We start from the raw sequence: 8,743 nt of genomic DNA on the forward strand, positions 1-8,743 counted from the left end.
CAAATATTATAGGCTCTATTTCAAACCAAGTTTTTACAGGTATCGTTCCTCTTAAAAATATTCCATGTCCGAATTGTGTTACATTATTATCTCTATCTGTTATATTATAAGATGCCATATAAAGTATTGATAAATAATAACTATTAATACCTATAGCTCCAACATAATTTTCAGTAATAGCCGGAGTACCTTCAACAAAAGGATATTCATGTCCTCCATTATGCCAATAGTGAATTCCTATATAAGGAGTTGCTATTTCATGTGCAAAATCCATAGAATAAGTAACGCCTACATCAAATCTTTCTCTATGTTTGGCATTGTTTTGTATCTGCCAATTCATATAAACCTCTCCATTACCTCCTTTAAACCATTGAAAAGAAGCACCATATTCATAATAACCATGTGTGAAAGGTTCATTATATTGATATTCTTCAGGACCTTTTGCTATTAAAGTATTATCCGGTGTAGAGCGTACAACTGGCGTCATATCCATTAAAGGGTCTCTTATGGGTGAAGGAAGATTATGTCCTCCTGTCATTGTACCTATTTTCAAAGACACATATTCATTAGATAATTGAGTTGTTACTATTGGAAATACTCTTATACCTTTAGGAAATTCAAATGTAAATGGGAAAAATACTGAAGCTCCTACTCTTAAAGTAATAAAATCATTAAATTTTATATCAAAAGCTCCTTCTGTAAAATTTTCAAAATATGTTAATGTTGTTCTTGTATCCTGCCAAAATGTATTTTCACCATTATATGCATAGGAACTTGTAAATAGTCTAAAATCTACAGTAGTATTTGCATGCAAAAAATACCCCCCCCTGTATACAGTTATTAATATACATAAGAAAAAACGTATTATATGTTTCATAAAATATCCTATAAATAAATGAATAAAAGAGTATAATTGTTCATTATAGCACAGATAATATAAAATTACAATTATGATAATTATATATTAAAGTGTATTTCCTAACACATATTTATATAAAAATATTTTTTAAACTAATAATAATTAAATTAAGAAAAGTCTATAGATTTTTATATTTAACTCTTTAGTATTTTAAAATTACTCTTTACAATAAGGCATTTTATATTATAATTGATTAATCATTTTGATTCTTTATTCAAAATTAAAACTATTATTAGGAGTTATACAATGATTAAAAGAGCATTAATATCTGTATTCTACAAAGACGGAATATTAGACTTTGCTAAATTCTTGACTTCAAAAAATGTGGAAATAGTTTCTACTGGAGGAACTTATAAATATTTGAAAGAAAATAATATACCAGTTATAGAGGTTGCTGAAGTTACAGGAGCTAAGGAAATGCTTGACGGCAGAGTAAAAACTTTGGATCCTAAAATACATGGTGCAATACTAGCTATAAGAGATAATCCTGTTCATATGGAAACTATTAAAGAGAGAGGAATAACTCCTATTGATATGGTTATAGTTAATCTTTATCCTTTCTTTGAAAAAGTACAAGATAATAATTTAAAATTTGAAGAAAAGATTGAATTTATTGATATAGGCGGACCTACAATGCTTCGTTCTGCTGCTAAGTCTTTTAAAGATGTTGTTGTTATAAGTGATGTTAAAGATTATGATTTAGTAAAAAGCGAAATGGAAAAAGGGGAAGTTAGTTTTGAAACAAAAAAATATTTAGCTTCTAAAGTATTTAATTTAACTTCTGCTTATGATGCTGCTGTTTCTGAGTTTATGTTTAATTCATTAGAAAATAAAGAAGATAAAAAACTTAATTATTTGAATATGTCTTATGCATTACAAGAGAAATTAAGATATGGTGAAAATCCTCATCAGGGAGCAAGCTATTATGTATCAACTACAGATAAAGGTTCTATGAAAGATTTTGAACAATTAAATGGAAAAGAACTTTCATTTAACAATATCAGAGATATGGATATAGCTTTAAAAATAGTGTTAGAATTTGATGAGGCTAAAAAAGAATATGCTTGTTCTGCTATAAAACATTCTACTCCTTGCGGCGCTGCTTTGGGTTCTAGTGTATTAGAGGCTTATAATAGAACTTATGAATGCGATCCTACTTCTATATTCGGCGGAATAGTGGCTTTCAATAGCACAGTAGATGAAGCAACTGCAAAAGAACTTATTAAAATATTCTTAGAAATTGTTATTGCTAAAGACTTTACTCCTGAAGCTTTGGAAGTATTAAAAACTAAAAAGAATTTAAGAATTATAAAATATAAAACTAATACCAGCGATAAAATTAATGTTGTTAAAGTTGATGGCGGATTACTTGTACAAGATGAAGATACTACTCTAATAGAAGATTATAAAGTTGTAACAGAGAAAAAGCCTACAGAAGAAGAGATGAAGAATTTAATATTCGGAATGAAGGTTGTAAAATATGCAAAATCAAATGCTATAGTAGTAATAAAAGACTGTATGGCTAAAGGTATAGGAAGCGGACAAACTAACAGAATATGGGCTTGCGAAGATGCTTTAGAGAGAGCAGGCGACGGAGTTGTAATGGCTTCTGATGCTTTCTTCCCATTCAGGGATGTTGTTGATGCTTGTGCTAAATACAATATAAAAGCTATAATTCAGCCTGGCGGTTCCATGAGAGATCAGGAATCAATAGATGCTTGTAATGAACATGGCATTGCTATGATATTTACTGGAATAAGACATTTTAAACATTGATAAATTAAAGCGGAGTTAATTTTTATTAGCTTCGCTTTTTTATTATTCTAAATTCAAGTAATATGATAATATATTTTTAAATGACCTTAAATGATACATTATATCATAAATATCTCTTATATTGATAATTTTATGCATAACATAAAAAGGATTAAAAGATAAATTATAAAAATATTCTATATATTTGAATATTTTTTTATCCTCAATAGGAAGATTCATTATAGTTTGACGCATATCGTAATCAAACCAATTCTTAGTTTTTATAAGACCATTTTTATCGCAATATTCAAAGAGTTTAGTACCAGGATATGGAACAAATATTGAAGCATTCATAGAATTAATATAACCGTTAAGCATTAAATATTTAACAACATTAAAAGTATTTATTATATCTTCATCTGTTTCCCAAGGATAGCCTATTTTTACCATCATATCAGTAAAAAGTCCCGCTCTTCTAGCCAATTTTATAGATTCAACCATAGTATCAACTGTATTATTTACTATTCCAAGTTTTTCTATAGTGCTGTTGTTTCCGGAAGGCAAATTAAATATTATAGTTTTAAATCCTGACTTTTTCATCATCTTATAATCTTGATAATCAAGAGCATTAAGATACATATAACAATCTATATATACTTTTTTATTAAGTTTTCTTTCTTTCATTGTCTCGCAAAATATAGAAAGCCATTCACCTGTAGGAAAATAAACACTACTGTCAATAATTTCTTTTATACCATAACGTTTATTTAAATATTCAATTTCATCTATTACATTTATTGGATTTCTAAGCCTTACATTATTGAATAATATATTTGAAGAATTACTGTTGTAATTATTATATAAGGATCCCCTTCCTGACATTATAAAAGTTCCTGGAGTCTTTTTAAAATGTTCATTTTTTTTTGAATACAGTTTCCAATTTGTTAAATTTCTATCTATAAAAGGAAGTCTGTCCAAAGAATTTTCCAAAACAAAAGCACCTGTACTTTTTATATTACCTGTAGAAGTTCTGTAATAGATGCCTTTATTTAATTTTTCACCGTAATTTAAATGATTAATCAAATTAAGCATAAGCATGTCATAATCACCGCCTGTAAGTATGAAATCAGCTTTTGAATTAATCAAACTTTCTTCAGGCATGGCAGTAACATGATCTCCTGCTAAAACAACAAGCATTTTATTATATTTTTCTTTTATTACGTCTATTGTATCCCAAATATAATTTATAATAGGTGTTTTTACTTCAAAAAAAATCAAATCAGGAACTATTTCATCTATAGAATTAAACCATTCAATAGTAGTCATATTTCTGGCTATAGTATCAAGAAAAATAACATTTATACCATTATTTTTAAGCAAAGTAGCAGCATAAGATGGTATTATAGGGTATGCATATGATGGATTTTTAAGCCATTGAAATTGTCTATTTAAAGATATTAATGGATAGCCATTATTATATTCAAAAGGAGGATATGTTATACATACTTTCTTTACTTGTTTTTTCTTCATAATACAATATATAATTACTTAGTCTTTTTGGCAGATCTTTTGCCTTTCTTCTTGATAATTTTATTTTCGTATACATATTTTTCAAGCTCATACTGATCGTCAAAAATAACATCATACCATTCTTCATATCTCTCGCATTTAGGAGGGCTATGTTTAGAACATATATCATTCCTATTTTCATAATTTTTGCATAAATATGTTTTCTTATCCAAATATCTGCATTCGCTTCTTATCATGTGATACCATGTGTTTTCATGTATAAAAATAAAAGAATGTCTAAAATGAAGATACCACTTTAATGTATTTAATTCATTTTCATTTTTAGGAGGAGATATTTCCATAACTAAATCATGGCAGCACAAAGAATTGCAGTCTGCACATAATTTTTCACTTACCTTTTCCTGTCTGTTTTTTAATAAACTATCTGATGGAATGACTTTCAAAATAAGACCGCCTTATAATAATATTAATATATATTATAATAGTAATTAATTAAAATTCAATACATTAATTATTAAAATAATTTTCCATAAAATTAATAAGTTTTTTTTGAGAATCTATATAGTTTTTAATATTATCTTCAGTTAAACATTTAAGCATTACTATATCTAAATTCTCACATTCTTTTAAAATAGGCTCTGCAAATGTTATTCCTTTTTTAGTAAAACTTATTAATCTATTTCTTTTATCTTTAGGATTAACTTTTTTCTTTATATAACCTTTTTTCTCAAAGTTGTCTAATATAGAACATACTGTCTGTTTAGGAATAGATAATTTTTCTGTAATTGTGCTTTGTACGCATTCTTTATTATCGTATATTATCTTTAATGTAAATAAAGCTAAATCAGTAATGCCGTATTGTTTAGCCCACAAATAATAAAACCTATTAGAAGTATACCAAAAATCATATATAACTTCCATATATTTTTTTATATCTTCACTTTTCATTAAAATACCTGCTTTTTAGTATTTATTATTCTAATTATATTTTATATTAAACAATAAATTTAAAATAAAACAAGTATAAAAATAATAAATAAGGCTGCCATTATCAAATAATGACAGCCTAAAATTATAGAATTATTTTATTTATTAATATACTCCGTTATAAGCATCTAAATAAATTTCTCTTAATTCTTTCATAAGAGGATAAACCGGATTAGCTCCAGTACATTGATCATTAAATGCCTGTTCTACTATATCATCAAGCTTAGCCATAAAGTCTTTTTCAGATACTCCATATTCTTTTATAGATAGAGGTATATCCAAATCTTTTTTAAGTCCGTTTATAGCCTTAATTAAATTAGCTACTTTTTCTGTTTCGTTTTTACCGCCAAGCTCAAGCAAGTCAGCAACAGCAGCATATCTTTGTCTAGCATGAGGATATTTATACTGAGGGAATAAACCTTGTTTAGTAGGCTTTTCATTAGAGTTATATTTTACAACATGACATATTAAAAGAGCATTAGCAAAACCATGAGGTATATTAAAAGCAGCACCCAATTTATGAGCCATAGAGTGACAAATACCAAGGAACGCATTTGCAAAAGCCATACCAGCTAAAGAAGCAGCATAATGCATTTGTTCTCTTGCTTCAGGGTTTTCAGCACCCTCTTTATATGAAGAAGGCAAATATTTAAATATTAATTTAATAGCTTTTTCTGCATTGCTGTTAGAGAACTCAGTAGAACATATAGAAGCATAAGCCTCAAGAGCATGAGTTAAAGAGTCAATACCGCTTGCAGCACATAAACTCTTAGGCATACTCATAACTAAATTAGCGTCCAATATTGCCATATTAGGTGTAAGAGCATAATCAGTAATAGGATATTTAATATGTGTAGCATCATCAGTTATAACGGCAAAAGGAGTAGTTTCAGAACCTGTACCTGAAGTAGTAGGTATTGCAACAAATTCAGCTTTTTTTCCTAACTCTCCGGCATCGCATATTCTTTTTCTTATATCCATAAATACCATAGCTATATCTTCAAATTTTACTTGAGGATTTTCATATAATAACCAAGCTATTTTTCCAGCATCTATAGGAGAACCTCCTCCTAAAGCAATAATCAAATCCGGCTCAAAAGCATTGGCAACTTTTAATATATCCATTACAGTGCTTATAGTAGGATCCGGCTTAACATCAGAGAATACAGTATATCTTACTCCTATATCATCCAATACCTTAGTAACATTATCAGTAATACCTAATTTATAAAGAGGGCCGTCTGTTATAATTAAAGCTCTTTTTTTCTCAGCATATTCTCTTAAAGCAACATCTAAAGAACCTCTCTTCAAATATATTTTTCTTGGTACTCTATACCATAACATATTTTCTCTCCTTGAAGCTACAGATTTAATGTTTAAAAGATGTTTAACACCAACATTTTCACTAGTAGAATTATTACCCCAGCTTCCGCATCCTAATGTCAAAGAAGGCTCTAATCTAAAGTTATAAACATCTCCTATAGCTCCCTGAGAAGAAGGCATATTTATAAGTATTCTTCCTGTAGGCATTTTCTCATAGAATTTTTCTATTCTATCTTTTTGATTATCTTCATCTGTGTATAATACAGAAGTATGGCCTAATCCTCCGAATACTATCAAACTATGTGCTTTATTTAAAGCATCTTCATAATTATCAGCTTTATACATTCCAAGAACAGGAGACAATTTTTCATAAGAGAATGCTTCATCTTTGCTTATACTGCTGGCTTCTCCTATAAGTATTTTAGTTTCTTCAGGAACAGTAATACCAGCCATTTTTGCTATAACATGAGCAGGCTGTCCTACTATTTTAGCATTTAAAGCTCCGTCTATAATGATTACCTTACTGAGTTTAGCTTTTTCTTCTTTATTGAGTAAGTAAGCTCCTCTATAAATGAACTCTTTTTTTACTTCCTCATAAACACTTTTTACAACAACTACAGTTTGCTCACTGGCACATATCATACCATTATCAAAAGTTTTACTCATAATAACAGAGTTTACAGCCATTTTTATATCAGCTGTTTCATCTATAATGGCAGGAGTATTACCGGCACCTACACCTAAAGCAGGTTTACCGCTAGAATAAGCAGCTTTAACCATACCAGGACCGCCTGTAGCTAAAATCAAATCAATTTTCGGATGGCTCATTAAAGCAGCTGATAACTCAACTGTAGGCTCTTCAATACAGCCTATAAGTCCGTCAGGAGCTCCATGTTCTACTGCTACTTTATTGATTATTTTACATACTTCTGCTGTACATTTTTTTGCTCTTGGATGAGGAGAAAATACTATAGCATTTCTTGTTTTTAATGTTATCAATGCTTTGAATGCTGCTGTTGATGTTGGGTTTGTAGTAGGAACAACACCGGCTATAACCCCAATAGGTTCAGCAACTTTTTTTATACCCATAGCCATATCTTCGCTTATAATTCCGCAAGTTTTTGTATTTTTATATTTATTATAAATATACTCTGAAGCAAAGTGATTTTTTATAACTTTATCTTCAACTATTCCCATGCCGGTTTCTTCGCATGCCATTTTTGCCAAAGGTATTCTTCTGCTGTTAATAGCAATAGCACATGCTTTAAATATAGCATCCACTTGTTCTTGAGTGAAAGAGGCATATATTTCCTGTGCTTTTTTTGCTTTCATTATCAATTCATCAAGCAAAGGATTTTCTATTTTTGGTTTACTATCTTTACTCATTTTTACTCCCTTATCAATTTGTGATAAAAATATTGTATATTGTACTATTAATTATATATAATGTCAATACCTATTATGTTATTTGTATACATACTTCAATATATATAAAATAATTTATATATTATTATATAATTATGAGATTAAATGTAATAATTTTTTGATAAAATGATAGCATTAAAATTAATCATGTTATATAATTGATGAATAAATAATTTTTTTAAAATAATAAACGGAGATAATTAATTATGACTTTCTCAGATTTAATTATGAATTTAAACAAATTCTGGAGTGAAAATAATTGTATAATACAGCAAGGATATGACTTAGAAGTAGGAGCAGGGACTTTTAACCCAGCAACTGCATTAAGAGTATTAGGACCGGAACCTTTTAATGTAGCTTATGTAGAACCTTCAAGAAGACCAACAGACGGAAGATACGGAGAAAACCCTAACAGACTTCAGCATTATTATCAATACCAAGTTATAATGAAACCATCTCCGGAAAATTTTCAGGATCTATATATACAAAGTTTAGAAGCATTAGGCATAAGTTTCAAAGATCATGATATACGTTTCGTACATGATGACTGGGAATCACCTACTTTAGGAGCTTGGGGATTAGGATGGGAAGTTTGGCTTGACGGTATGGAAATTACTCAGTTTACATATTTCCAAGCTGTAGGAGGAGTAAACTTAAAGCCTATAGCAGGAGAAATTACTTACGGACTTGAAAGAATATGTATGTATCTTCAGAATGTTGATAATGTATATGATTTGGAATGGGGACATGGCATAAAATACGGAGATGTACATTTACAAAGTGAAAGAGAATTCTCTAAATATA

The 8,743-nt window shown here is 28.9% G+C and carries 7 protein-coding genes; 2 read left to right on the plus strand and 5 right to left on the minus strand.

What is annotated here, in order from left to right:
- On the minus strand, nucleotides 1–877 hold an 877-nt coding region (locus Q0J90_RS13370), incomplete at its 3' end, for a hypothetical protein (protein ID WP_297278380.1).
- A 288-nt stretch (nucleotides 878–1,165) separates the two neighbouring features.
- Between Q0J90_RS13370 and purH the strand changes: the two genes are divergently transcribed.
- On the plus strand, nucleotides 1,166–2,695 hold the full coding sequence (gene purH / locus Q0J90_RS13375; protein WP_297278381.1) for a bifunctional phosphoribosylaminoimidazolecarboxamide formyltransferase/IMP cyclohydrolase: 1,530 nt from the start codon (nucleotides 1,166–1,168) through the stop codon (nucleotides 2,693–2,695).
- Between the two features lie 42 nt (nucleotides 2,696–2,737).
- Here purH and Q0J90_RS13380 read toward each other — a convergent pair whose 3' ends face one another.
- From Q0J90_RS13380 to adhE, 4 genes are all read right to left on the minus strand, one after another.
- Nucleotides 2,738–4,204: a radical SAM protein gene (locus Q0J90_RS13380; RefSeq protein ID WP_297278382.1), complete on the minus strand. Its 1,467-nt coding sequence runs from the start codon at nucleotides 4,202–4,204 to the stop codon at nucleotides 2,738–2,740.
- A gap of 14 nt (nucleotides 4,205–4,218) precedes the next feature.
- Entirely contained in the window at nucleotides 4,219–4,647 is a 429-nt protein-coding gene (locus Q0J90_RS13385) for a YkgJ family cysteine cluster protein (protein WP_297278383.1), read from the minus strand.
- Nucleotides 4,648–4,711: 64 nt separating this feature from the next.
- Entirely contained in the window at nucleotides 4,712–5,152 is a 441-nt protein-coding gene (locus Q0J90_RS13390; protein ID WP_297278384.1) for a MarR family transcriptional regulator, read from the minus strand.
- Nucleotides 5,153–5,296: 144 nt separating this feature from the next.
- Nucleotides 5,297–7,900: a bifunctional acetaldehyde-CoA/alcohol dehydrogenase gene (gene adhE / locus Q0J90_RS13395; RefSeq protein WP_297278385.1), complete on the minus strand. Its 2,604-nt coding sequence runs from the start codon at nucleotides 7,898–7,900 to the stop codon at nucleotides 5,297–5,299.
- A 245-nt stretch (nucleotides 7,901–8,145) separates the two neighbouring features.
- Between adhE and Q0J90_RS13400 the strand changes: the two genes are divergently transcribed.
- Nucleotides 8,146–8,743 (plus strand): glycine--tRNA ligase subunit alpha (locus Q0J90_RS13400; RefSeq protein ID WP_297278386.1); only part of this gene is annotated, 598 nt, incomplete at its 3' end.

The sequence above is a fragment of the uncultured Brachyspira sp. genome, from assembly GCF_944390595.1.
Taxonomy (GTDB): Bacteria; Spirochaetota; Brachyspiria; order Brachyspirales; family Brachyspiraceae; genus Brachyspira.